The sequence below is a fragment of the Rhodovulum sp. ES.010 genome, assembly GCF_900142935.1.
Lineage (GTDB): Bacteria > Pseudomonadota > Alphaproteobacteria > Rhodobacterales > Rhodobacteraceae > Rhodovulum.
Map to the genome: position 1 here is coordinate 2674314 of NZ_FSRS01000001.1, position 21796 is coordinate 2696109.

The window sequence follows — 21796 nt, forward strand, 5'->3', positions numbered from 1 at the left end:
TTTTTGTTGGGGCTGTGAAGATTGGGGATTACGTGACCGTCCCCGGTTCCATCCACAGACCGCGTCTTGTTGACAACACTGGTGATATTTCTTGAAATCGACGTTCGGGACGAGAAATATACATATTATCAATACTTTGCGTTCCTATAGCCGCACGTCGGCCTGTGGATGCTTTTGGATACCTCCGACGCAGCCGAGTCGTTCACAGCCGACCGGTCGGTCGGTCCACGGTGGATGCTCACCCCCGAACGCTTGACATTTTCCCCTGTCGTCGCCACGCCGGAGATGCTCGCTTGAGTTGTCCGCTCACATCCCGAGTGTTCGACCTCTTCTATCCACAGGGTTCTTCGCAGATGTCGCAGCGCGTTATCCTCGCCTCCGGCTCGGCCATCCGCCGCCAGCTGCTCGAGCGCGCCGGACTGGACTTTGACGTTCTGCCCGCGCGCCTCGATGAAGGCGCCATTCGCGACGGGCTGGCGGCCGAGGGCGCGACGGTGCAGGTCGTGGCCGAGGCTCTGGCCGACTTCAAGGCACGGCGGGTGGCCGAACGGGACCCGACCGCGCTGGTGATCGGGTGCGACCAGGTCCTTGCCCACAGGGGAAAGGTGCTGGCCAAGCCGCAATCGATCGACGAGGCCCGCGCGCAGCTGCGCGCGCTGCGCGGGGCCCCGCACGAGTTGCTCTCGGCGGTGGTGGTCTACGACGATCTCGCGGCGCTCTGGCGCCATGTCGGCAAGGTCACGCTGACGATGCGCCCGTTTTCCGACGCCTATCTCGACGAGTATCTCGCGCGGAACTGGGAAAGCGTGCGCGAGTCGGTCGGAGCGTATAAGCTGGAAGAGGAAGGGGTGCGGCTGTTCTCGCGGATCGATGGCGACTATTTCGATGTCCTGGGCCTGCCCCTGCTGCCGCTGCTGACCTTTCTGACGACGCGTGGAGTGCTGATGGCATGAGTGAACGGATTCCCCTCGCCGGCGTGATCGGCTCTCCGGTCGCCCATTCCAAGTCGCCGCTTCTGCATCGCCACTGGCTGGAGCGTTATGAAATCCCCGGCTACTACATCCCGATGGACGTCTCCCAATCCGACCTTCGACAGGTTCTGGCGGCTCTGCCCCGCATGGGTTTCGTCGGTGTGAACGTTACCATCCCGCACAAGGAAACGATCCTGGGTCTTGCCGATCTCGTCTCAGATCGCGCCGCGTTGATCGGGGCGGCCAACACCCTGATCTTTCGTGCCGACGGAAAGGTGCATGCCGACAACACCGACGGCATCGGGTTCATCGAGAACCTGCGACAGGGCGCCCCGGGATGGGAGCCGACCTCGGGACCGGCGGCGGTTCTGGGGGCCGGCGGCGCCGCGCGGGCCGTGGTCGCGGCGCTGGCGGAACAGGGTGTGCGCGAGATCCGCGTCAGCAACCGCACCCGCTCGCGGGCCGAGGCGTTGCGGGCCGAGTTCGGCCCCAAGATCGTGGTCCATGAATGGGTGCAGGCCGGGAACATGATCGACGGGGCGGTAACGGTCGTGAACACCACGTCGCTGGGGATGGTCGGCAAGTCGGCCTTCCGCGTTCCCTTGGATGCGCTCTCGCCCAAGGCCGTGGTCTGCGATCTCGTCTATACCCCGCTTGAGACAACGTTCCTCAAGGAAGCGCGCAAGCGGGGCTGCGTGGCGGTAGACGGGCTGGGCATGCTGCTGCACCAGGCCGCGCCGGGCTTCGAGCGGTGGTTCGGCCGCCGGCCCGAAGTGGACGAAGCCGCCCGCGGCGTGGTTCTCGGCGAATGACCTCCCGGCCTTTTCTGCTTGGCCTGACCGGGTCGATCGGGATGGGAAAGTCGACGACCGCAACCCTGTTTCGTGATCTCGGGGTGCCGGTCTGGGACGCCGATGCCGCGGTTCATCGGCTTTATGCGAAAGGCGGGGCCGCGGTTGCGCCGATCATGAAGTTGCGGCACGAGGCGGTCCGCGATGGCGCCGTCAGCCGGCCCGTGCTGAAATCCTGGATCGTGGAGGACCCGGAGGCGCTGGCCCGCATCGAGGCGGTCGTTCACCCGCTGGTGGCCGAGGACAGGCAGGGGTTCATCGCCGATCACGCACAGATTCCGTTGATCGTGCTCGACATCCCGCTGCTGTTCGAAACGGGCACGGATGCGTGGCTTGACGCCGTGCTCGTCGTGACGGCCGATCCGGACACCCAGCGCCGGCGGGTCCTCTCGCGCCCGGGCATGACCGAGGCCCAGTTCCGGGCGATCCTGGCCAAGCAGATGCCCGATGCGGAAAAACGCAGGCGCGCGGATTTCGTGATCGAGACGCGCACCCTTGAACAGACGCGCGCCGAGGTGCACGCCTTGGTGAAACGGCTGAGGAAACGCGATGCGTGAGATCGTTCTGGATACCGAAACGACGGGGTTCGAACCGGCCGAGGGGCACCGGATCGTTGAAATCGGAGCGGTGGAATTGTGGAACCACCTGCCGACGGGCAACACCTTTCACGAATACGTCAATCCGGAACGCCCGATGCCGCAGGAGGCGTTCGAGGTTCACGGGCTGGGCGACGACTTTCTGCGCAGCAAGCCCGTCTTCGCCCATGTCGGGCAGAGATTTCTGGATTTCGTCGCCGACGCCAAGCTTGTCATCCACAACGCGTCGTTCGACATGAAATTCCTCAATGCCGAGCTCGAATGGCTTGGCCTGCCGCGCCTGCCGATGGAGCAGGCCATCGACACGCTTGTGATGGCGCGGCAAAGGTTCCCCGGCGCGCCGGCGACCCTCGACGCGCTGTGCCGCCGTTTCGGGGTCGACAACTCCGCCCGCGAGAGACACGGCGCGCTTCTTGATTCCGAAATCCTAGCCGAGGTCTATCTGGAACTGATCGGCGGGCGGCAGCCCGATCTGGTGCTGGCGACGCGGTCGGCGGGAGGACCGGCTACGGGCTCGGGAACGGGTGAGATCTGGCGCCCTTCGCCACGTCCCGCCCCGCTGCCGCCGCGCCTGACCGATGAGGAAGCGGCCGCCCACGCCAGTTTCGTCGAGAGACTGGGCGACCAGGCGCTGTGGAAGCGCTTGGAGTAAGCGCTCAGGCGGTCTCGCCGTTGGCGGGCGTGTCCTGCGCCTGCTGCTGGGCCCGCCGTGCGATCTCCTGGCGATAGAGCGCCACGAAATCGACCGGCTCCAGGTTCAGCGGCGGGAAGCCGCCGTCGCGGGTCATGTCCGACACGATCCGACGCACGAAGGGGAACAGCATCCGCGGGCACTCGATCAGCAGGAAGGGATGAAGCTGTTCTTCGGGGACGTTCTCGATGTGGAAGATCCCGGCATATTCCAGTTCCATCAGGAACAGTTGCGCGTCGTCACTCTTGTTCTTCGAGTTTATCGTGAACTTGGTGATGATCTCGTACTGGTTCTCGGCGGTCCGCTTGCGGGCATCCAGCGCGACCTGAACCGAAATATCGGGGCTGACCTCGCCCTGTGCGCCCTTGCGCACCAGCATGTTCTCGAAGGACAGGTCCCGGATATACTGACCGAGGATCTGCATCTTCACTTGGGGCGGCTGCTGCGTCGCGGCGCCGTTGCCTTCGGTCTCGCTCATGGCGTGCTCCTGCCGGATGTTGAGTCGGTCGCTGCCTTAGCAGCTTGCCCCGGTTCTCTCAATGCCGTGTCCATTGTGACGGGCCGTCGGGGCGGTGCGGACGGGTTCCCAGATCCTCGAACTCGCCCTCGATCACGTCGCTCCGGTCGGTCCGCGGCTGTTCGGGGCCTTGGCCATAGGTCATGGTCTGCACCACGACGCGCCGCGACAGCCAGCGATAGGCCGCACTGCGCACCGGCGGCATGAGAAGTGCGAATCCGACGGCATCGGTGAAGAACCCGGGCGTGAGCAACAAGGCCCCCGCGAACAGGATCATCGCGCCGTGGGCCAGCGGCTCGGCCGGGTCGCGCAATTCCTGGAAGGATCGGCGCAACTGCACCAGCGCATGCGCCCCTTGCCGGCGCAGGAGCCAGGTGCCCAGCACCGCGGTCAGCACCACGATCGCCAGCGTCGGCCAAAGGCCGATAGCGCCGCCTACCTGGATGAACAGCGCGATCTCGATCAGCGGGACCGACAGGAAAATCAGGAAGAGCCACATGGCGAGAAGACCTCATTCGCACGGCGGGGCTGGTGGACTTGATCGGAGCCGTGACTTACATATGTGCGATGACGCTTGGATACAAACCCTGACGGCGCACTGCGAGGTTTCAATGGGCTCTGCCATCATCCAACTTCTGGTTCTCGCGGGGATCGCCGTGTTCCTGATCCTGCGGCTTCGCTCGGTGCTCGGCACGCGCGAGGGATTCGAGAAGCCGCCCCTGTCGATGCCCGACCCGGCCTCGCGCCGGTCGGAGGCGCGCCGGGACTTCGAGGTGATCGAGGGCGGGGTGGATACCGACATCACCGATCACGTCCCCGACGGCAGCGATGCCGCCAAGGCACTGGCCGCGATGAAAATGGCCGAGCCCGGCTTTTCGGTGGGCGAGTTCCTGCACGGCGCCCGCGGCGCCTACGAGATGATTCTGATGGCCTTCGAGACGGGTCAGCTTGAAGAGGTCGAACCGTTCCTCGCGCCGGATGTCTACGAAAGCTTCGCAGAGGTCGTGAAGCTGCGCGAGGACCAGGGGCTGACGGTCGAGGCGAACTTTGTGGGCGTGCGCGAACTCAGCCTGAAGGACGCGACGTTCGACCGCCAGACGCGCGAGGGCGAACTGACCGTGAAATACGTCGGCGAATTGACCTCGGTCGTGCGCAACAAGGCCGGGGACGTCATCGAGGGCAGCCCCAGCGAGATCAAGCGCCAGCGCGACGTCTGGACCTTTGCCCGGCGGATGGGCGTGGATGACCCCAACTGGCAGCTGGTCGCCACGGGCGAATGACCCGGGGCCTCGGCGCGGCGCTCTGCTTGGCCCTTGTCGTGAGTGCCGGAACAACCCGCGCCGACCCGCCGGTGGAAATCCTCCGGTTTTCCGATCTCAAGGGGTGGGCAGCCGACGACCATGGCGCGGCGCTGTCGGTCTTCCGTGAAACCTGCGGCAATCTCGACGCGCCCGACTGGGCGCCGCTCTGTGCGCTCGCCGAAACCCAGACAGATGCCCGCCGCTTCTTCGAGCTGTTCTTTCGCCCCGTGCTGATCGGCGGGCAGGAGGCCGCGCTGTTCACCGGCTATTTCGAGCCGGAACTGCACGGCGCCCGCACGCCCGACGACCGCTACCAGTATCCGATCTACCGCACGCCGCCCGACCTCGTTCCGGGCGAGACCTGGCATTCGCGCCGCGAAATCCATGACCTCGGTCTGTTGCGCGACCGGGGCCTGGAAATCGCCTGGCTCGACGACCCGGTCGATGCGTTCTTTCTGCAGGTCCAGGGCTCGGGCCGCATCCGCCTGACCGACGGCACGGCGATCCGGGTGGGCTATGGCGGGACCAATGGCCATGATTACCGCTCAGTCGGCAAGGAACTGGTGCGCCGCGGGATCTATGCGCCGCACCAGGTCTCGGCGCAGGTGATCCGCGCCTGGGTGCGGCGCAATCCCGAGGCGGGGCGCGAGTTGCTGCTGCACAACCCATCCTTCGTGTTCTTCAGGGAGTTGACGCGCGTTCCGCCCGACAAGGGTCCGCTGGGGGCGATGAACCGCTCGGTCACGCCGATGCGCACCGTCGCGGTCGATCCCGAATTCGTGCCGCTGGGCGCCCCGGTCTGGATCGAAAAGGGCGGCCGCGGACCCCTGCACCGGCTGATGGTGGCGCAGGATACCGGCTCGGCGATCAAGGGGGCGCAGCGGGCGGATATCTTCTATGGCACGGGCGACGCCGCCGGCGAGAGGGCCGGGCGGGTGCGTGACCGTGGGCGCATGGTCGTGCTTCTGCCCATAGACACGGCGCTCGCGCTGCTACCCGGGGGCTGAGCGTTGAGCCGGAGGGGACGGAAAGACCTCAGCCGCGAGGACCGCGCGCTTTGGGAGCAGGTGGCCAGACGCACCCGGCCGCTCGACCCGACCCGCAAGCCGCCGCCACTAGCCGAGGCGGACGCGCGCGCGCCGGACAAGGGTCAGGCCGACGCGCCGCCGCCCGTGCCGGCGTTCCGCATCGGCGAAAAGGCCGGTCAGGCGGGCTCGACGCTGGCCGGGTCACGGGCGGAGCGCTCGGTCGCGATGGACCGCAAGCTCTTCACCCGGCTCAAGCGCGGCAAGATGGCGCCCGAGGCGCGCATCGACTTGCACGGGATGACGCTGGCCCAGGCCCACCCGGCGTTGATGGGGTTCATCCTGCAAAGCCAGGCCTCGGGCCGGCGCCTTGTCCTTGTCATCACCGGCAAGGGCGCTGGGCCTGATGGCGACGGGCCCATCCCGGAGCGGCGCGGGGTTCTCAAGCGGCAGGTGCCCCACTGGCTGCGGCAGGCCCCCCTTGCCGGGGCCGTGTTGCAGGTGACCGAGGCGCATCGCCAGCACGGGGGCGGCGGGGCCTATTACGTCTATCTACGACGTGCGCGGTAGCAGGCGCGCCGCGCGCGAGACACCTGTCGCCAGCAGCGCCGCGGACAGCGCGAAATAGACCGACATGCCCAGAAGCTGCGCCTCGAAGCCGATGCCCAGATCGATCAACGCGCCGGTCAGGCCGGGGCCGAGCGCGGTGCCCAGCACCATGACCGCCGCCCCCAGCGCCTTGATGGCACCCAGATTGCGAGTGCCGTAGAACTCGGCCCAGAACGCCGAGGGCAGGGTGGTGAACGCGCCGATCGACAGCGCGCTGAAGCCAAAGGCAAGCGCGGCACCGGTCAGGCTGTCGGCGCCGGCCATTAGTGCGAAGCCGACGGCGACGGGCAAGAGCGCACCGGGCATCAGGCGCGCCGTGCCGACGCGATCGATGGCCCATCCGGCGATCAGCATCGCCAGAACCGAGATCGCGGTGAACAGGGGAAACAGCGCGACGAGATCGACCAGCGGCCAGCCCTTGATCTCGGCCAAGTGCACCTGCTGGAAGAACAGCGCGGTCCCGAAGGCGGGCGGCCCGGCCACCGCGGGCACCACCAGCCAGAAAAGCCAGTGGCGCACCACCTCGCCCCGCCGCCAGTGCCGGCCGTCCATGCCCTCCGACTGGGTCGTTTCGGCGTGGTATTGTGGCGTTCGTTCCTGCCGCAGCAGGAGCAGAAGCACCGGCAGGGCCGCGAGCACCAGGCCGGCGGCCAGCAGCCAGAGCGTGCGCCAGGGCATGACCTGCATCAACGCGACAAAGACGACCGGCAACACCGCTTGGCCCGCCTGCACCCCGAGGATCGCGATCGACAGGGCGCGCCCGCGATTGCGCACGAACCAGCGTGCCATCGCCACCATCGCAAGCTGACTCGTGATCCCCTGCCCGAACAACCGCAGCCCCAGGATGACCAGCGGCAGCGCCCAGACGGCGCTGACCGTCGCCATCGCGATGCAGGCCAGCGCCAGCAGGCCGAGTACGGCAATCGCCAGGCTGCGCACCCGCCAGCGGTCGGTCAGCGCGCCGGCCCAGACCATCAAGAGTGCCGAGACCGCCGTCCCCAGCGTGTAGATCCCGCCCCAGGCGGCGTGGCTCAGTCCGAACTCCGCGCGGATCTCGCCCGCGAAGATCGCGATGAAGAAGGTCTGGCCGTAGCTCGATGTGAAGGTCAGCAGCGCCCCGGCGGCCAGCCAGGCGCGGTTCTCGCGCAGGAAGTGCCAGAATGGCATGCGGTCGGGCTTTCTTTGGGGGCCGCCCTACTGCGCCGAAAGCGCGGTCAGCGGCGACAGGATGATCGCCGTCGCGTTCTGCACCGTCAGTACCGTCCCCGGCAAGAGCCCGGGTCGGCCCGGCGCCCCCTCGTTGAAGGCACGGTCCAGATCCTCGACCCCACGCAACAGCCGGATCAGGTCGGGCGAACTGCCCGCCGTGAAATGGCCCAGCCCGCGCGAGAACTCGGTCACGTCGACCAGTGTGATGTCGAGATCGGCCACCTCATCGACACTGTCGAGATTGCCCAGCCGGTCGCGCTGGCCCGACAGCCGGGCCGAGAGCGTCAACGCCCGGTCGCGCTGCGATGTCACGATGATCACGCTGTCGGGCATGCGGCCGATATCGCGTACCTGCGCGCGGAACACGTCGATATCGATATCGGGCGAGAGCAGCACAAGCTCGTGGATCTCGCGTCCGACGCGGCCCGGCGCCTCCAGCGCCATCTGGCGCAGCGCCTCCATCGTCAGCAGCGCCCCCATGGAATGCGCGACGATCAGGACATCGTCGGGCTTGGCGGCGATCACGGCGTCGAGGAACCGGTCGAACCCCGTGCGTGCGAACAGCGTGCTGTCGCGGTCATGGGCATATCCGAAGGGGCTGGCGAGGCTCGGCCAGGAATAGTGCAGCGTCACGCCACCGATCCCGAAATCGTGCGACAGCTGCGCCGACCGGTAAAGCCCCTCGGCGAAATTCGTGTTGAAGCCATGGACATAAAGCACGACTGCGCGCTCGCCGCGCGGCCGGTCGACCAGCGCCCGCCGGAGCGCCGCGGTGAACTCGGGCGCCGCGCCATAGCTTTGGGCCGCCACGGTCACGAAATCCTCGCGCGGGTCCGGCGCGCCGCGCGGATAGCTGATCTGGCCTGGCGCACGATCCGCAGGAATCGCGACCTCGTAACTGGCGAACCGCAGCTCCGGTGCGCGGTCTTCGGAGAACCCGGCCCCGGTTTCGGGCACCCGGGTTGTGCCGACGAACACGCTGCGCGTCACCGCCGAGGGATCGGGCGCGGGGACGAAGTGGAGCACGCCCCGCGGCGCGCAGCCCGCAAGCGTCACGAGGCAGGCCAGGCAGATCAGGAATGCATGCTGTCGGAGCACGGAGGCCCCCGCCGGAAAGCGTTAGAGGATATAGCGGGTCACGTCCGCCGACCGCGTCAGTTCCCCAAGGTTCTTCTCGACGAAATCCGCGTTCACTTCAACCGTCTCGCCGGTGCGGTCCGGCGCGGTGAAGCTGAGCTCCTCGAACACGCGCTCCATCACGGTGTAAAGCCGCCGCGCCCCGATATTCTCGATGCTCTCGTTGACCTCGGCCGCGATCCGGGCGAGCGCCGCGATCCCGTCCTCGGTGAAGCTGACCGCGACCTCCTCGGTGGCCATCAGCGCGGAGTATTGCCGGGTGAGCGCGTTGTCCGTCTCGGTCAGGATGCGGACGAAGTCGGCCTCGGTCAGGGCGCGCAGTTCCACCCGGATCGGCAGGCGCCCCTGCAATTCGGGCAACAGGTCCGAGGGCTTGGCGATGTGGAAGGCGCCGGACGCGATGAACAGGATGTGGTCAGTCTTCACGGGGCCGTATTTCGTGGATACCGTCGTGCCCTCGATCAGCGGCAGCAGGTCGCGCTGCACGCCCTCGCGGCTGACATCACCGCCGCGGGTTTCGGACTTGGCGCAGACCTTGTCGATCTCGTCGAGGAAGACGATGCCGTTCTCTTGCACCGCTTCCAGGGCCGCGCGGTTCACCGTCTCGTCATCCAGAAGCTTGTCGGCCTCTTCGGAAATCAGCACCTCGTAGCTGTCGCGCACGGTCGTCTTCTTCTTGACGGTGCGCCCCCCGAACGCCTTTCCGAACAGGTCGCCAAGCGACATCATGCCGCCCTGCTGTCCCGGCGGCATGCCCGGCAGGTCCATCATCGGCAGCGGGTTCGACGTGTCGGTGATTTCCAGTTCGATCACCTTGTCGTCCAACTCGCCTTTCTTCAGCTTGGTGCGGAACATCTCGCGGGTCTGCTCGCGCGCGTCGGTTCCGGCGATGGCCTCGATCACCCGGTCCTCGGCGGCCTGGTGGGCGGCGGATTTCACCTCGTCGCGCATGTATTCTCGGGTCTGGGCGATGGCGCTGTCCACCAGGTCGCGGACGATCTGTTCCACGTCGCGGCCGACATAGCCCACCTCGGTGAACTTGGTCGCCTCGACCTTGATGAAGGGCGCGCGGGCCAGCCGGGCCAGCCGACGTGAAATTTCGGTCTTGCCGACGCCGGTGGGGCCGATCATCAGGATGTTCTTCGGGTAGACTTCTTCGCGCAGGTCGTCCGCCAGCTGCTTGCGCCGCCAGCGATTGCGCAGCGCCACGGCGACCGCGCGCTTGGCGTCCTTCTGCCCGATGATGAAGCGGTCGAGTTCCGAGACGATCTCGCGCGGGGTCAGGTCGGTCATGGGGACTCCTATTGGGATGACACGAACTTCAGCCCGATGATCGAGAAGATCAGCAGGCCGAGAAAGAATACGCGCAGCAGGCCGGCGGGTTCGCCGTAAAGGAAGATCCCCACCAGGACGGTTCCGACTGCGCCGATGCCTGTCCAGACGGCATAGGCCGTCCCGAGGGGCAGGTAGTCCAGCGACCGGAACAGCAGGTAGAAGCTGGTGATCGCGCAGACCAGGAAAGCCATGGAGGGCAGCGGCCGCGTCAACCCGTCGGAGGCCTTCATCGCGGTGGTGAATCCAACCTCGAAGATTCCTGCAACAACGAGAATCAGCCAGCCCATCTCAGTCTTTCGAGATCGTCTCTACGGTCAGGTTGCCGTTTGTGTAGACGCAGATGTCAGAGGCGATCGCCATCGCCTTGCGCGCGATCTCCTCCGCCGAGAGGTCGGTCTTTTCCATCAGCCCGCGGGCCGCGGCCAGCGCGAAATTCCCGCCCGAGCCGATGGCCGCCACGTCATGTTCGGGCGCCAGCACGTCGCCCGCGCCTGTGATCACGTACATCTCGGCCCCGTCGCTGACGATCAGCATCGCTTCCAGCTTCTGCAGGTACTTGTCGGTGCGCCAGTCCTTGGCCAGTTCCACCGCCGCGCGCTGCAACTGCCCCGGCGTCGCCTCCAGCTTGGCCTCCAGCCGCTCGAGCAGGGTGAAGGCATCCGCGGTCGAGCCCGCGAAGCCCGCGACCACGTCATAGCCGCCGGGCGACAGCCTGCGCACCTTGCGCGCGCTGCCCTTGATGACGGTCTGGCCCAGGCTCACCTGCCCGTCGCCCGCGATCACCACCTCGTTGCCCCGTTTCACGCCGACGATCGTCGTGCCGTGCCATCCGGGGAACTCGTCTCTTGCCATCGGGCGCCCTCCGTCTCTCGCGCTCCGGCCCATATATGTGCGGGATGTTGCGCCACAACCCGGCAAACAGAAAGGGGCGCTGCAGCGCCCCTTTGTCTCAGTTCCCAAGGATCGGGCTCAGACCGACTCTTCGATCCAGCTTTGCAGCGCGGCCTTGGGCGCCGCGCCGATCTTGTTCGAGACGATCTGCCCGTCCTTGAACAGGAACAGCGCGGGAATGCCGCGCACGCCCATCTGCGCGGGCGTGTTCGGGTTGTCGTCGACATTGACCTTCACGATCTTCACCTTGCCCTCCATCTCGTTCGAGAGTTCTTCGAGGGCGGGGCCGATCTGCTTGCAGGGGCCGCACCATTCGGCCCAGAAATCCACGACGACGGGGATGTCGGAGTTGCGCACCTCGGCGTCGAACGTGTCGTCGGTGACGGCTTGGGTCGGCATCTGCTCTCTCCTTGGAACCAACGGTTGATGCGGGACAGTAAGTAGCGGGCTTTGGGCCGTCAAGGCGCAGGCAGGCGCCCCAGCGCGGCCCGGCCGAGCGACTCCGGGATCGGCATCAGGTCCGCCGTCCGCGTCCACAGGATCGCGGTCTCGACGCGGCGGCCGGGAAAGATTTGCGCCAGCGCCGCGGCATAGGCCCCGACCTGGCGCAACAGACCCTCGGGCACGTCCCCGGGGTCGCTGGGCACCAGCCGGTTCGTCTTGAAATCGACCGCGCAAACGCGTTCCGGCGTCACGATCAGCCGGTCGATCGCCCCGCGCACCGGCCGGCCCATGATCTCGGCCGCGAAGGGCACCTCGGCCAGCGTTCCGGGCGCGAAGACCTCGGCCAGTGACGGGTGCGCGATCAGCTCCTGGGCTTCTGCCAGAAGCGCGGCGATGGCGTTGGCGGGCGCCGGCGGGTCGCAGGCGGACAGCAGGGTGTGTGCCAGCGCCTCGCGCTTTGGCACGGGTGTCCCGGGAAGATGCTCCAGCAACAGGTGCATCCAGGTTCCGCGGGCTTTGGCCGCCTCGGCATCGGTCTGCTCCCCCTCGCCCGGCAACGCCTTGGCGCCCCCGAGGTCGGACGGGGTGAGCGGCGGGCTTTCGCGATCCCGCGCCGGTGCCTCCCGCCGCGCCCAGTCCGGCAAGGCGGTCGCTACGGGTGCCGGTGGCGCGGGCGGTGTCTCGGCCGCGCCGGACCAATCGCCCGTTTCGTAGCGCAGCCCGGTCCCGAAGCCGAACGCGTACGCATCGCCCAGGCTTTCCAGCCCGCGGGCCACGCGGCTGTACCAGTCGCTCCCGTCCTTCGCGAGGTTGCCGGCCGCCGCCACGATCAGCCATTGCTCGGCCCGGGTCATGGCCACGTAAAGCAGGCGCTGGCGCTCTTCCTCCTCGCGCCGCACCCGCGCCTCGTGCGCCGCGGCCAGCAGGTCGGGCCGGGCGTCGGCGGGCGCGGTCCAGGCCATGCCGCCCGCGGGCAGCGGCAACAGCTGGTCGCGGATGCGAACGTCGCGCTGGGCCGTGTCGGGCAGAATCACGATCGGTGCCTCCAGCCCCTTCGCGCCATGCACCGTCATCACCCTCAGCCTGTCGCCCGCACTGTCGAGCTGGCGCTTGATCTCGACCTCGTCGCTTTCGATCCAGGCGAGGAACCCGGTCAGCGACGGCACCTCGAGCCGTTCGTAGGACAGCGCCTGGGCCAGCAGCGCGTCGATGCCGTCCTCGGCCTCCTCCCCCAGCCGCGCGATCAGCCGCCGACGGCCGTCATGCCGTGTGAGGATGCGCTCCAGCACCTCGTAGGGGCGCAGGAAATCGGCATGGCGCGCCAGGTCGTCGAGGGCCGCTTTGGTTTCTGTTCCGGCCCAATCCGCGTGCCGCAGCACCTGCCACAGATGCGCCCCGCTGCGCTTCGCCGCCAGCCGGTAAAGCGCAGCCTCGTCCCAGCCGAACAGCGGCGAACGCAGCGCGCAGGCCAGCGACAGGTCATCCTCGGGCAGCGCGAGAAAGGACAGGAGCGCGGTCAGGTCGCGCACCGCCAGTTCGCCCCCGATCTTAAGCCGGTCTGCGCCGGCCACCTCCAGCCCTTGCGCCTTGCAGGCGCGGATGATCTCGTGAAACAGGTCCGACCGCCGCTGGACCAGGATCAGCACATCGCCTTCATGCACCGGCCGCCGGCGGAGGCCGCCGCCCTCGACCTTTTTCGCGATGGTCGCGCCATCGTCGATCATCGCCCGGATCGCGCCCGCGACCCGCCGTGCAAGCGTGACGCTGTGGTGCCGCTCGGACGGTGTATCGACGGGGTCGGCCCAGTGCCCCTCTTCGCCGGGCCCGGCGGGTTCGACCACGGGCCACAGCTCGACGCGGCCGGGCAGGTCGTCATGGAATGCCCGGTGCAGCATCTCGCGCCCCAGACCTTGGCGTGCGCCTTCGGGAAAGGTCTGGTCCACCACCCCCAGAATGGCCGGCGAGGACCGGAAGGAGTATTCCAGCGGCAGTTCCACAAGTGCCCGGTCGATGCCCTGCAACCGCGTCCTGAACAGGTCCTTCATGCGGTCGAACCCGTCCGGGTCGGCGCCCTGGAAGGAATAGATCGACTGTTTCTTGTCGCCGACGACGAAGATCGTCCGTTCGACGTCGGCCCGCGCCCCGGCGCCGGCGGTGAATTCCTCGGCGAGCCGCTCTATCACGTCCCACTGGGCGGGGCTCGTGTCCTGCGCTTCGTCCACAAGGATATGGTCGAGCCCGCCATCCAGCCGGAACAGCACCCATTGCGCCACGCCCGGATCGGTCAGCAGGGCGCGCGCCTTCAGGATCAGGTCGTCGAAGTCGAGCCAGCCCCGTTCCAGCTTGCGCCGGTCGTAGCGCGGCAGGAAGGCGGCCGCGAACCGGTGCAGCGCAAGCGTGCGCTCGGCGGCGGCCAGGGCGAGGCGCTGGCGCCGCCCCTCGGCGACACGCTCCATCAGCGCATCGAGACGGGCCAGCGCCGGGCCCAGCGCCGCCCGCGTCGCCTTGGTCGGGAAAGCGCCGACCTTGGCCGAGAACGGCTCGGCCGCGCTTGTCTTGGCCCCGTAAAGAAACGGACCCTCCAGCGCCTCCAGAAGGCCGAGCGACGGCCGGCCGAAATCGAGCCCGCCCAGCAGGGCGGCCGCCTTGGCGTCGGTCTTGGTGCCCGCCTGCAGCACCGGCAGGACCCGAGCCATGAGCTCGGGTTCGTCGCCCGTGACCACGCCGCGCAAGACGCATGCGGCGTCCGTTCCGGGCGCCAGCCCGAACTGGCGCCAGATCGCTTCCGCGTCGGGCCGCACGGGGAAGCCGTGGCGGTGCTGCCCGATTTCGGCCGTCAGCCCGTCCAGATCGTCCCCGACATGAAATCGGGCCAGCGCCGCGAAGGCCGCCGCGTCCGCCCCGTCGGCCATCTCCTCCACGATCTCGGCGCGCAGGCGCCGTGCCGCGCGGTCGTCCATCTCGACGAATTGCGGCGAGACCCCGGCCTCGAGCGGGAAACGCCGCAGAAGCGCCGCGCAGAACGAGTGGATGGTCTGGATCTTGAGCCCGCCCGGCGTCTCGATCGCGCGCGCAAACAGCCGCCGGGCCTCGCGCAACATCGGCGCCTCGATGGGTCCGTCCTGGCCGAGCCGCCGCAGCGCGTTGCGCAGATCGGCATCGCCCAGCATTGCCCAGTCCCCTAGCCGCCGGAACAGGCGGTTCTGCATCTCGCTGGCGGCCGCCTTGGTGTAGGTCAGGCACAGGATGCGCTCGGGCGGCACGCGGTTCAGCAACAGCCGCGCCACCCGGTCGGTCAGCACCCGCGTCTTGCCCGAGCCGGCATTGGCCGACAGCCAGGTGGAGTTGGCCGGATCGGCCGCCTGAACCTGCCGCTCGGTCGCCGGGTCGCGCCTCATTGGCCCACCTCGACCGGGTGCGGGCTGTCGGTCTCGTCCCATTCGCCGTGGCGCGACAGTAGGTCGTAATCGGTGACGTCGCCGCGCCGTTGGAGGCGGCTGCGGGCCACGTATCCGCGCGACCGGTCCTCGTAATGGGCGATCAGGCGGCCAAGCTCCGCCCAGGTGCGGTCGACAAGCCCGTCTTCAAGCGCGTTCGTTACCGTTTTCGGCGGGTTTCCCAGGCCCAGATAACTTACATGGGCGACGGGCGCCGCCGGGATCTCGTCGAAGCCGCCGCGTTCCGCGATGCACGCTTCGAGAAGCAGCTGCTTGTCGAACAGTTCCATCGCCTTTTGACTGGGCGGGGTTCCGGTCTTGTAATCGTAGAGGATCAGGCGGCCGTCGGGGCGCCGGTCGATCCGGTCGGCCTCGGCCGAGAGGGTGAAGCCACCCGGCAATGTCACTTCGCCTGACCTTTCCCGCGCGATGCACGTGGCCGCCGCGTGGCGCGCCGCCTCATCGCGGAGGAAGCTGTCGGCCACCCGTTCGAGCCGCGCACGCCAGAGGAGCCGCGCCGCGGGCCATGGCGCTTCGGTCGCAAGGACCCGGTCCGCGATCGCCAGCAGCCGGTCCCGCGCGGCGGCCGGCTCTGGCTCCAGCGACTTTTCAAGAAACTCCTCCATCACCTTGTGCAGCACCGTGCCGCGCAGAGGCGCGTCGGCGGCATGCACGAGCGGGTCGAGCGGTTTGAGTTGCAGGATATGTCGCGCGTAGACCGCGTAGGGATCGCGCACCAGCCGCTCGACCGCGGTCACCGACAGGCGGGCGGGCCGGTCCGCGACCGGCGGGCATGGCGCGGGGCGCGGGGCGGCGGCGACGCGGCGGTCGGGACGTTCCAGCGCCGAGGCCAGCCGCAGCCAGCCCTGCCCGCGCGACCGCATTGCCTCCAGCGCTTCGGGTCCGTTGCGGCCGGGCAGGCCGCGCATGAGGTTGGTCAGCCGGTTCAGCCACCGCGCGGGCACGGTTTCGGCCTCGGCATTGCGGATCGCCCGGCTGAGCACGACGGTGGGTGCAGCAACGGCCTGCTGGAAATCATGCGCCGCGAGGCCGATCTGGCGGTCGGGCAGCAACAGTCCGGCCTCGGCCCGCATCCGCCGGTTCAGCCACGGGTCGGGCGGGGGAGTCTCGGGCCAGACCCCTTCGTTGAGCCCGCCCAGGATCACCATGTCGGCCCCCTGCACCCGCGCCTCCAGCGTGCCCCAGATCATGATGTCCGGGTGCGGCTCGACGGCGCTGCGCACGAGGCCGGCTTGCAGCACGCCCTCGAACAGCGCCGCGTAGTCGGCCGGGGTCATCTCGCCGCCCGCCTCCGCATCGGCCCGCAGGCCGTTGCAGATCGTCCGCGCCTCGATTCCCGCCTCTTCCTCCCAAAGCCCCCCCGTGCCGTCTTCTGCCGGACCGGCGGCAAGGGCCTCCGTGACCTCGATATGGCGCGACACATGGTCGGGCAGCGGTTCTGTCCCGGCGCGGTCGAGCCCGTCGAGCGTGCGGGCAAGCCAGTCTGCCCAATCGTGGCGCCCGTCGTTGCGGCCCGACTCCGCCCACGCGCGCAGGGCGGCGCCGTCTGGAAAGGCCGGGCCGCGCCCCCGCAGGTGCAGTTCCAGTTCCCGCGTCCAGAGCAGGTGGGTCGCACGCTGCCCGGTGCCCGAGGCCGTCAGCGGGTGTTTGAGCAGCGCCAGCAGCGCGCCGACCGTCAGCCGCGTGCCGAAAAGGCGCGCGACCTGCCGCAGCAGTCGGCCCGGCGGCGACAGCGGCAACGGCTGGCCCGCGCTGTCGTCGGGCCGGATGCCCCAGCGGTCGAGCGCGGCGGTGACCTGCCGCGACAGCGTCCGGTCCGGCGTGACCAGCGCGGCGCGCGTGCCGTCTTCGGCAGCGCGCCGCAGGCACAGCGCGATCGCGAGCGCCTCGGCGCGGGGCGCGGGCGCCTCGATCAACGTGACATCGGCCGTGGCGCCGGTCAGCTCGGGCAGGGCGGGCCCCTCGTCCATCCACTGATCCGTCACCGGTGCGGGCCGCAGCGCGAGCGACACCAGCCTGTTGCGGGCCGGGCTGGGGGCCGCGGCGGCGCCGTGCCATGGCCGCACCGCTCCGGGCGCGAGGTCGAGCGCATCCAGCAGGCGGCGAAACCGGAACTGGGGGTGATCCTCGGCGGTCAGCGCGTCCTCGACCGTGTTCCAGACCGGCTCGGGCATGTCGAAATCGAAGCCGGGCAGGACGGCGGCGCCTTGCGGCAGGCGCGCGACGGCGGCCAGGAACAGCGCGGTCGCGCCGCGCGAGCCGGTCGTGCCAGCGACGATCACCGGATGCCCGGGCGGGGCCGTTTGCCAGAGCGCCGCCAGCCGCTCCGCCGCCAGCCGTTGGCGTCCCCCGTCGTCCAGCCGCCCCGTCGTCTCGGGGCCCAGATAGGTCTCCACCAGGCTCACGAAGCGTCGCGCGCGCGCCCAATGAGCCGAGAGCTCTCCGACATCCAGCTCATGCAGCGCGCCCGGCGGCACGCCCTCGGTCTGAAGCTCGTCGAGGAGGCGGGCGAGGCTGTCTGCGAGGTCGTAGACCGAACTGCGCGGGGCGAGACCGGGCTCGCGCTCGAGAAGTGCGGCCACCAGCCGGGCGAGTTCGAGGCGCCGCCGCAGCGGCGACACCGGCGGCGGCAGGTCGGCCAGAACCGGGTCGCGCGCCAGTTCGGTGACAAGGCGGATGCGGGGCCAGAGCCGGGGCGGCCCAGCTTGCAGAAGGTCCTGAAGCCGGCGCCGCATGCGCTGCGTGTTGACCCAGATCTCGACCTCGGCCCAGGCCTCGGCCGGGGCGTCGGACAGCCTCTGTTCCAGCCCGGACAAGAGGCCGCGCGGGAAATCCGCACCGGGCGGCAAGCCGAAAAGGCGCGGGCCGGGGCCGTCAAACATCGCGCGTCTCCGCCAGCATACGCTCCGCGGCGGCGATGCCCTCGGGGTGGCCGACATCGCACCAGAGCCCGGGATAGCGGACGCCGAAAAGCCGGCCGTCCGCGATCAGCCGGTCCCAGACGCGGTTGAGCGAGAACACGGGTTGGTCGATCCGGCCAAGGCCGCCGGTGTGCAGGATTTGCGCCCCGGTGTAGACCATGGGCCCCCCGCGCCTCAGCGCGCCGTCCGCCGCGCGCGTGAAGTCGCCGTCGCCGGACCGGCCCCGTGCGCGCCCCGGCTCGATCAGCAGCAGCAGCGCGTCCATCCGCGACGGATCCCACGCCCCGGCAAGGTGGCGCAGCGGATTCGGGCCGGCCCAAACCGCATCGCTGTTCAGGGTGAACACGGTTTCGGCCCCAAGCAGCGGCAAGGCATGGCGGAGGCCGCCCCCCGTATCGAGGATTTCGGGCGTTTCGCGCGAAATGCGCACGGCGGCCCGCCCGGCAAGATGGGCTTCGAGTTGCGCCGCGCGGTAATGCGTGTTCACGACGATCCGCCCGAGGTTCGCTTCCTCCGCCAGCGTCAGCGCGTGATCGATGAGCGGCTTGCCCGCCACATCGATCAGCGGTTTTGGCCGGTCCGCGGTCAGCGCCCCCATCCGGGTGCCGAAGCCCGCGGCGAAGAGCATCAAGGTGTCGGGTGGCATCTGCGGGCGATCCTGTCGAACTGGGCCGGGTCCGGCGGGGGCAGAAGGGCCAGGCAGCTGTCGCGGATATCGGCAAGGGCGGGATGGGCGAGGTCGCGCATCAGGTGCCCCCAGACCCGCGGCAGAAGCGGCAGGTAACCCGGTTTGCCATCCCGCAGGCAAAGGCGTGCGAAGACGCCGAGTATTCGCAGGTTGCGCTGGGCGCCCAGCAGGGCGTAGGCGCGGTCGAACGCGGCCGGGTCGGCGCCGCTGGCCTGGACATAGCGCGCCTTGATGCGGGTTTGCAGCGGCTCGGGCACATCCCGCCTCGCATCTTCCAGCAGCGAGACGAGATCGTAGGCCGGGTGCCCGATGCGCGCGTCCTGGAAGTCGAGCAGTCCGACACGCGCCGTCCCCGTGCGTTCAGGCAGCCAGATCAGGTTCTCGGCGTGGTAGTCGCGCAGGATCAGGACGGAGGGGACGACCTCCTCCAGACGGTGTTGAAACGCCGCAAGCAGCCGCGTCGCCTCGGCGTCCTTCACCGGTGCGTCCAGAGCCCGCGCGTACCAATCGAAGGCGAGCCCGGCCAGCGGCGCCATGGTGGCGGCATCGTAGGGGTCGAGACGCGCGGGCGGCGCGGCCCGGTGCAGGTCGACGAGCAGGTCGACCGCCGCGGCATAGAGGTCCTCTTCGCACGCCGGGTCGGCGGCCACGACCCGGGCGAACAGCGCATCGCCAAGATCTTCGATCAGCAGGAAGCCGCGCGCCGTGTCCTCGGCGAGAATCCCCGGCGCCGACAGACCGAGCCCGGCTAGGTGGCGCGCGATCCCGACGAACGGCCGGACATCCTCGCCGGTGTCGGGCGGGGCGTCCATCAGGACCGCGCCCGTTCCCTCCGGCCCGCCCCGCAGCCGTTCGTAGCGCCGGTTCGAGGCATCGCCCGCGAGCGGCGCGCGCGCGGCGTCCTGCCAACCGGCCCGGGCGAGAAAGGCCGCCTTCTCCGCACTGCGATCAGGCATCTTTCGTGGACGTCTCGAGAAGCGGGGACAGGCGGTCGCGCCACGCCGGGTCGGACGCCGAGAGGCGAAGGGTGCGGCTGGTCTCCGACGCGCCGGGCGCGAAGCTCAGCGTCAGCGCCGACGGCGGTGCAAGGTCGCCCAGCCGGTCGGGCCATTCCACCAGGCAGATCGCCGACGCGAACGCCTCTTCCAGGCCGAGTTCGACCACCTCGTCCGGGTGCCCGAGGCGATAGAGATCGGCGTGCCAGATTTCGAGCGGGCCGGCCGCGTAGACCTGGATCAGGGTGAAGGTGGGCGAAGGCACCTCTTCCGGCGGGTCGCCCGCCCGCCTGCGCAACGCCCCGATCAGCGCGCGGGCGAAGGCGGTCTTGCCCGCGCCGATCCGCCCTTCCAGCAACAGCGTGTCCCCCGGGCGCAGCAGTTCGCCCAGGCGGTCGGCAAGGCCGGCGGTTGCGTCCTCGGACGCGAGCGTTAGAGAGATGGGGGCGAAGGGGCGCGCGCTCTGCATGGGCGCAGTCTTACGCCCGGCGCCGGTCCCTGCAAGGCCCGATCAGCCGGTGGCGCGGGATGCCGCGTCGTCGCCGGCGCGGTCGAGATGTTCGGGCCGGAACCCCGCCAGCACGGCGCCCGCCCCGATGGGGCAGAGCCGGCAGACCAGCCGCCGGCCGTCTGCATGCACGAGCGTGCCGGACCACGGCTTGCGCTGGCGGATATGCCGCGACATCTCAAGCGCGGTGCCGGTCTCCTCGGGCATGGCGTTCTCCTGCCATTGGGCGGTGGCTGCGGCGATGTCGAGCGTGCCCATGACCAGGCGCGGGTCCTCCCCCCAAAGCTCGGAATAGGCGGCGTTCGACATGGTCATGATGCCCCCGCTCGAGAACACGGCGATCGCCTCGCTCAGGCTGTCGATTACGGCCTGCCCGGTCTCTATCTCGCCACGGAAGCGGCGCGTCAGCGACATCTCGGCGCTGATATCCTCGAACAGGAACGCGACCGCCCCGTCCGGGTGCGGCCGCCCGGTGACCCGGTAGACCTGCCCGTTGGGAAGCGTCCAGGTGTCCGAATAGACCCCGTCCGCCGCGTCGCGTTCCAGCCGCACGATCTGCTCGCGCCAGGAACGGTAGTCCTTGGGTTCGGGCATCATGCGGGTTTCGCGCAGCCGGTCGAGCACGGCGACCAGCGTGGGCCGTCCGGTCAGGAATTCCGGCTCGAGGTTGAAGAGGTCGGATATCGCGGGGTTGAACAGCACCAGTTCGCGCGCCCGGTTGAACACGGCCAGCCCGATCGGCAGTTCGGCAAAGGTCTTGCTGAGCGTCTGGACGAAGTTCCTGAGCGCCGTCTCGGCGCGCACCGCGCCGTCCGCCGGCAAGGCGAAATGGAACCGCGTGCCGCCGGTCGCGACCGATGCGCAGTCGAACCAGCGTTCTTCCGTCCCGATATGCAGCACCACGCGGTGGCGCTCGGCCTCGTCGCCGGGCGGCGGGGCCAGCAGGGCGGGGAGCGGCCAACCCAGCGGTCTGTCTTCGCCCTGCTGCGCGCGGGCGAGGTCCAGATAGGCGCTGTTCGCCCAGCTCACGGCGCCGTGGTCGTCCTGCTGCCAGGCGGGGGTGGGCATCGCCTCGACCACGTCGCGCAGGGTGGAAAGTTCGGCCGTCATCGCCGACAGGCTTTGCGCGTCGGGCACGCCCTCTGCCGCCGCGGGTTCGGGCAGGCGCAGGCACAGCCGGGTGACGCCGCCGAGCCAGTTGGCCGAAAGCTGACCGTCGCCGCTGGCCTCGGTCAGATGCGTGCTGCCATCATGGGGCAGGTTCGCCATGCGCTGCGAAAAGCACGGAAAGCGCGGCAGAACGCGCGCGCAAAGCCGCTGCCAGTCGGAAAGCCCGGCCGGCCCCGCGGCGAGGAAGCGGCGCGCTTCGGGCGTGGCATCGACCAGGTGTTCGCCCTCGAAGAGGAAGACCAGTTCCCTGTTGCCGGCGCGACCCGATGCGCGCCCGCCCGGAAAGGCGACGCCCGGCATCAGCGCCAGCGCCACCAGCGCCGCCGATACCGACATCGCCGCGAAAACCAGCGCAACTACCCAGTCGAAAGCCATATCTCTGCCCAGAACCCAGCGCAAGTGCGTCCCAGATTTCCGACAGAACGGTTAACGACCCGTTAATACAGCGTTTATCCGGTTGAAGACGCGGCAACTCTGCC

Annotated in this window: 21 protein-coding genes; 7 read left to right on the forward strand and 14 right to left on the reverse strand. The window is 69.2% G+C overall.

What is annotated here, in order from left to right:
* The first annotated feature begins 353 nt into the window (after nucleotides 1–353).
* From BUR28_RS13165 to dnaQ, 4 genes are read left to right on the forward strand one after another with little or no spacing between them, the layout of a single operon-like run.
* Nucleotides 354–953 carry a Maf family protein gene (locus BUR28_RS13165; RefSeq protein WP_074221652.1) on the forward strand — a complete coding sequence of 200 codons (600 nt, stop codon included), beginning with the start codon at nucleotides 354–356 and terminating at the stop codon, nucleotides 951–953.
* On the forward strand, nucleotides 950–1783 hold the full coding sequence (locus tag BUR28_RS13170) for a shikimate dehydrogenase (protein ID WP_074220542.1): 834 nt from the start codon (nucleotides 950–952) through the stop codon (nucleotides 1781–1783). Before BUR28_RS13165 ends, BUR28_RS13170 begins: the two co-directional genes overlap by 4 nt.
* Nucleotides 1780–2379 (forward strand): dephospho-CoA kinase, encoded by a 600-nt coding sequence (coaE, locus tag BUR28_RS13175; protein WP_074220543.1) that lies wholly within the window; start codon nucleotides 1780–1782, stop codon nucleotides 2377–2379. The genes BUR28_RS13170 and coaE overlap by 4 nt, the downstream gene beginning before the upstream one ends.
* Nucleotides 2372–3070: a DNA polymerase III subunit epsilon gene (dnaQ, locus tag BUR28_RS13180; RefSeq protein WP_074220544.1), complete on the forward strand. Its 699-nt coding sequence runs from the start codon at nucleotides 2372–2374 to the stop codon at nucleotides 3068–3070. Before coaE ends, dnaQ begins: the two co-directional genes overlap by 8 nt.
* 4 nt (nucleotides 3071–3074) lie before the next feature.
* On the opposite strand, the gene secB is transcribed toward dnaQ, so the two are convergent.
* Together secB and BUR28_RS13190 are read right to left on the reverse strand one after the other, a co-directional pair.
* Nucleotides 3075–3587: a protein-export chaperone SecB gene (gene secB, locus BUR28_RS13185; RefSeq protein WP_074220545.1), complete on the reverse strand. Its 513-nt coding sequence runs from the start codon at nucleotides 3585–3587 to the stop codon at nucleotides 3075–3077.
* A 58-nt stretch (nucleotides 3588–3645) separates the two neighbouring features.
* Nucleotides 3646–4125: an FxsA family protein gene (locus tag BUR28_RS13190; protein WP_074220546.1), complete on the reverse strand. Its 480-nt coding sequence runs from the start codon at nucleotides 4123–4125 to the stop codon at nucleotides 3646–3648.
* Between the two features lie 112 nt (nucleotides 4126–4237).
* Between BUR28_RS13190 and BUR28_RS13195 the strand changes: the two genes are divergently transcribed.
* Genes BUR28_RS13195 through BUR28_RS13205 form a run of 3 tightly spaced genes read left to right on the forward strand, consistent with a single transcriptional unit; the run spans nucleotide 4238 to nucleotide 6522 of the window.
* Entirely contained in the window at nucleotides 4238–4906 is a 669-nt protein-coding gene (locus BUR28_RS13195) for a Tim44/TimA family putative adaptor protein (protein ID WP_074220547.1), read from the forward strand.
* On the forward strand, nucleotides 4903–5934 hold the full coding sequence (locus BUR28_RS13200) for a murein transglycosylase A (protein WP_074220548.1): 1032 nt from the start codon (nucleotides 4903–4905) through the stop codon (nucleotides 5932–5934). Before BUR28_RS13195 ends, BUR28_RS13200 begins: the two co-directional genes overlap by 4 nt.
* Before the next feature lie 3 nt (nucleotides 5935–5937).
* A complete protein-coding gene (locus tag BUR28_RS13205) occupies nucleotides 5938–6522 on the forward strand; it encodes a Smr/MutS family protein (RefSeq protein ID WP_074220549.1) in 585 nt (194 codons plus the stop codon).
* Here the strand turns inward: BUR28_RS13205 and BUR28_RS13210 are convergent.
* The 12 genes from BUR28_RS13210 to BUR28_RS13265 all read right to left on the reverse strand — a co-directional run bounded on the left by BUR28_RS13210 (nucleotide 6505) and on the right by BUR28_RS13265 (nucleotide 21692).
* On the reverse strand, nucleotides 6505–7728 hold the full coding sequence (locus tag BUR28_RS13210) for an MFS transporter (protein ID WP_074220550.1): 1224 nt from the start codon (nucleotides 7726–7728) through the stop codon (nucleotides 6505–6507). The two genes, BUR28_RS13205 and BUR28_RS13210, sit on opposite strands and share 18 nt — an antisense overlap.
* A gap of 27 nt (nucleotides 7729–7755) precedes the next feature.
* Complete coding sequence (locus BUR28_RS13215) at nucleotides 7756–8868, reverse strand: alpha/beta hydrolase (RefSeq protein ID WP_083626643.1); 1113 nt, start codon at nucleotides 8866–8868, stop codon at nucleotides 7756–7758.
* 21 nt (nucleotides 8869–8889) lie between these two features.
* Nucleotides 8890–10200, reverse strand: a complete 1311-nt coding sequence (gene hslU / locus BUR28_RS13220) for an ATP-dependent protease ATPase subunit HslU (protein ID WP_074220551.1) — start codon at nucleotides 10198–10200, stop codon at nucleotides 8890–8892.
* Between the two features lie 8 nt (nucleotides 10201–10208).
* A complete protein-coding gene (locus BUR28_RS13225; protein ID WP_074220552.1) occupies nucleotides 10209–10529 on the reverse strand; it encodes a DMT family transporter in 321 nt (106 codons plus the stop codon).
* A gap of 1 nt (nucleotide 10530) precedes the next feature.
* Complete coding sequence (gene hslV / locus BUR28_RS13230) at nucleotides 10531–11094, reverse strand: ATP-dependent protease subunit HslV (protein ID WP_074220553.1); 564 nt, start codon at nucleotides 11092–11094, stop codon at nucleotides 10531–10533.
* A 117-nt stretch (nucleotides 11095–11211) separates the two neighbouring features.
* Nucleotides 11212–11532 (reverse strand): thioredoxin, encoded by a 321-nt coding sequence (trxA, locus tag BUR28_RS13235; RefSeq protein ID WP_074220554.1) that lies wholly within the window; start codon nucleotides 11530–11532, stop codon nucleotides 11212–11214.
* Between the two features lie 59 nt (nucleotides 11533–11591).
* On the reverse strand, nucleotides 11592–14975 hold the full coding sequence (gene addA / locus BUR28_RS13240; RefSeq protein WP_074220555.1) for a double-strand break repair helicase AddA: 3384 nt from the start codon (nucleotides 14973–14975) through the stop codon (nucleotides 11592–11594).
* Nucleotides 14972–17917, reverse strand: coding sequence for a double-strand break repair protein AddB (addB, locus tag BUR28_RS13245; protein ID WP_074220556.1), 2946 nt, complete (start codon nucleotides 17915–17917; stop codon nucleotides 14972–14974). The genes addA and addB overlap by 4 nt, the downstream gene beginning before the upstream one ends.
* Nucleotides 17910–18602, reverse strand: a complete 693-nt coding sequence (locus BUR28_RS13250) for a nucleotidyltransferase family protein (protein ID WP_074220557.1) — start codon at nucleotides 18600–18602, stop codon at nucleotides 17910–17912. Before BUR28_RS13250 ends, addB begins: the two co-directional genes overlap by 8 nt.
* Nucleotides 18584–19600, reverse strand: a complete 1017-nt coding sequence (locus BUR28_RS13255; RefSeq protein ID WP_074220558.1) for an aminoglycoside phosphotransferase family protein — start codon at nucleotides 19598–19600, stop codon at nucleotides 18584–18586. Before BUR28_RS13255 ends, BUR28_RS13250 begins: the two co-directional genes overlap by 19 nt.
* The gene (tsaE, locus tag BUR28_RS13260) at nucleotides 19593–20108 is read right to left on the reverse strand and encodes a tRNA (adenosine(37)-N6)-threonylcarbamoyltransferase complex ATPase subunit type 1 TsaE (protein ID WP_074220559.1); all 516 of its coding nucleotides are present in this window, start codon (nucleotides 20106–20108) and stop codon (nucleotides 19593–19595) included. The genes BUR28_RS13255 and tsaE overlap by 8 nt, the downstream gene beginning before the upstream one ends.
* Before the next feature lie 42 nt (nucleotides 20109–20150).
* Complete coding sequence (locus BUR28_RS13265; protein ID WP_074220560.1) at nucleotides 20151–21692, reverse strand: PAS-domain containing protein; 1542 nt, start codon at nucleotides 21690–21692, stop codon at nucleotides 20151–20153.
* Between the last annotated feature and the right edge of the window lie 104 nt (nucleotides 21693–21796).

Bases quoted from the DNA above. Each gene is read 5' to 3' on its own strand.
- BUR28_RS13165 (WP_074221652.1), top strand. From the start codon at position 354: ATGTCGCAGCGCGTTATCCTCGCCTCCGGCTCGGCCATCCGCCGCCAG.
- BUR28_RS13170 (WP_074220542.1), top strand. From the start codon at position 950: ATGAGTGAACGGATTCCCCTCGCCGGCGTGATCGGCTCTCCGGTCGCC.
- coaE (WP_074220543.1), top strand. From the start codon at position 1,780: ATGACCTCCCGGCCTTTTCTGCTTGGCCTGACCGGGTCGATCGGGATG.
- dnaQ (WP_074220544.1), top strand. From the start codon at position 2,372: ATGCGTGAGATCGTTCTGGATACCGAAACGACGGGGTTCGAACCGGCC.
- secB (WP_074220545.1), bottom strand. From the start codon at position 3,587: ATGAGCGAGACCGAAGGCAACGGCGCCGCGACGCAGCAGCCGCCCCAA.
- BUR28_RS13190 (WP_074220546.1), bottom strand. From the start codon at position 4,125: ATGTGGCTCTTCCTGATTTTCCTGTCGGTCCCGCTGATCGAGATCGCG.
- BUR28_RS13195 (WP_074220547.1), top strand. From the start codon at position 4,238: ATGGGCTCTGCCATCATCCAACTTCTGGTTCTCGCGGGGATCGCCGTG.
- BUR28_RS13200 (WP_074220548.1), top strand. From the start codon at position 4,903: ATGACCCGGGGCCTCGGCGCGGCGCTCTGCTTGGCCCTTGTCGTGAGT.
- BUR28_RS13210 (WP_074220550.1), bottom strand. From the start codon at position 7,728: ATGCCATTCTGGCACTTCCTGCGCGAGAACCGCGCCTGGCTGGCCGCC.
- hslU (WP_074220551.1), bottom strand. From the start codon at position 10,200: ATGACCGACCTGACCCCGCGCGAGATCGTCTCGGAACTCGACCGCTTC.
- BUR28_RS13225 (WP_074220552.1), bottom strand. From the start codon at position 10,529: ATGGGCTGGCTGATTCTCGTTGTTGCAGGAATCTTCGAGGTTGGATTC.
- hslV (WP_074220553.1), bottom strand. From the start codon at position 11,094: ATGGCAAGAGACGAGTTCCCCGGATGGCACGGCACGACGATCGTCGGC.
- trxA (WP_074220554.1), bottom strand. From the start codon at position 11,532: ATGCCGACCCAAGCCGTCACCGACGACACGTTCGACGCCGAGGTGCGC.
- addA (WP_074220555.1), bottom strand. From the start codon at position 14,975: ATGAGGCGCGACCCGGCGACCGAGCGGCAGGTTCAGGCGGCCGATCCG.
- addB (WP_074220556.1), bottom strand. From the start codon at position 17,917: ATGTTTGACGGCCCCGGCCCGCGCCTTTTCGGCTTGCCGCCCGGTGCG.
- BUR28_RS13250 (WP_074220557.1), bottom strand. From the start codon at position 18,602: ATGCCACCCGACACCTTGATGCTCTTCGCCGCGGGCTTCGGCACCCGG.
- BUR28_RS13255 (WP_074220558.1), bottom strand. From the start codon at position 19,600: ATGCCTGATCGCAGTGCGGAGAAGGCGGCCTTTCTCGCCCGGGCCGGT.
- tsaE (WP_074220559.1), bottom strand. From the start codon at position 20,108: ATGCAGAGCGCGCGCCCCTTCGCCCCCATCTCTCTAACGCTCGCGTCC.
- BUR28_RS13265 (WP_074220560.1), bottom strand. From the start codon at position 21,692: ATGGCTTTCGACTGGGTAGTTGCGCTGGTTTTCGCGGCGATGTCGGTA.